This window comes from Halomonas sp. ND22Bw, from assembly GCF_003011945.1.
In the GTDB taxonomy this organism is placed as follows: Bacteria; Pseudomonadota; Gammaproteobacteria; order Pseudomonadales; family Halomonadaceae; genus Halomonas; species Halomonas halophila.
On record NZ_PXWD01000056.1, the window covers coordinates 1 to 631 of the forward strand.

A 631-nucleotide genomic window follows, 5' to 3' on the forward strand; every position below is an offset into this window, starting at 1 on the left:
AGTGACGGGTCGCCCGCGTGCGTTCTATCGCAAGCTCAAGATGAGCCGGATCGCGCTGCGTGAACTGGGCAACCTGGGCCAGATTCCCGGCCTGACGAAGTCGAGCTGGTAAGGGGAGCGAACAGACATGATGATCAACGATCCCCTGAGCGACATGATCGCTCGCATCAAGAACGCGGCGACCCGCAAGCGTTCCAAGGTGCTGACCCCCGCTTCCCGTCTGCGCCAGCCCGTCCTGGACGTGCTTCAGGACGAAGGCTACATCCGCGGCTACAACCTGGTTCAGAACCCGGGTGAGTTTCCGCAGTTCGAGATCGAGCTGAAATACTTCGACGGCCAGCCCGTCATCGCCGAGATCGCGCGCGTGTCCAAGCCGGGCCGCCGCGTCTATTCGGCGATCGGCGATCTGAAGCCGATCAAGAACGGCCTCGGCATCTCGATCCTCTCGACTTCGAAGGGCGTCATGTCCGACGCCGCCGCTCGCGACGCCAATGTCGGCGGCGAAGTCCTCTGCAGGGTCTACTGATATGTCCCGTATTGGCAAGAAAACCATCGCCGTGCCGAAGGGCGTGACTGTCACGCTCGACGGCCAGCACATCACTGTCAAGGGTCCCAAGGGCGAACGCGCCTG

1 protein-coding gene and 2 pseudogenes are annotated in these 631 nt (G+C 62.6%); all 3 read left to right on the forward strand.

Translation table 11 applies throughout. The features are described from left to right. Positions 1-112, forward strand: a pseudogene (locus tag CVH10_RS16925) (30S ribosomal protein S14); the annotation flags it as partial. Between the two features lie 15 nt (positions 113-127). Further along, positions 128-526, forward strand: a complete 399-nt coding sequence (rpsH, locus tag CVH10_RS16930) for a 30S ribosomal protein S8 (RefSeq protein ID WP_106489328.1) — start codon at positions 128-130, stop codon at positions 524-526. Between the two features lies 1 nt (position 527). Further along, positions 528-631 (forward strand): annotated as a pseudogene (gene rplF / locus CVH10_RS16935) (50S ribosomal protein L6); the annotation flags it as partial.

Coding starts and splice junctions, on each gene's coding strand:
- rpsH (WP_106489328.1), top strand. CDS start 128: ATGATGATCAACGATCCCCTGAGCGACATGATCGCTCGCATCAAGAAC.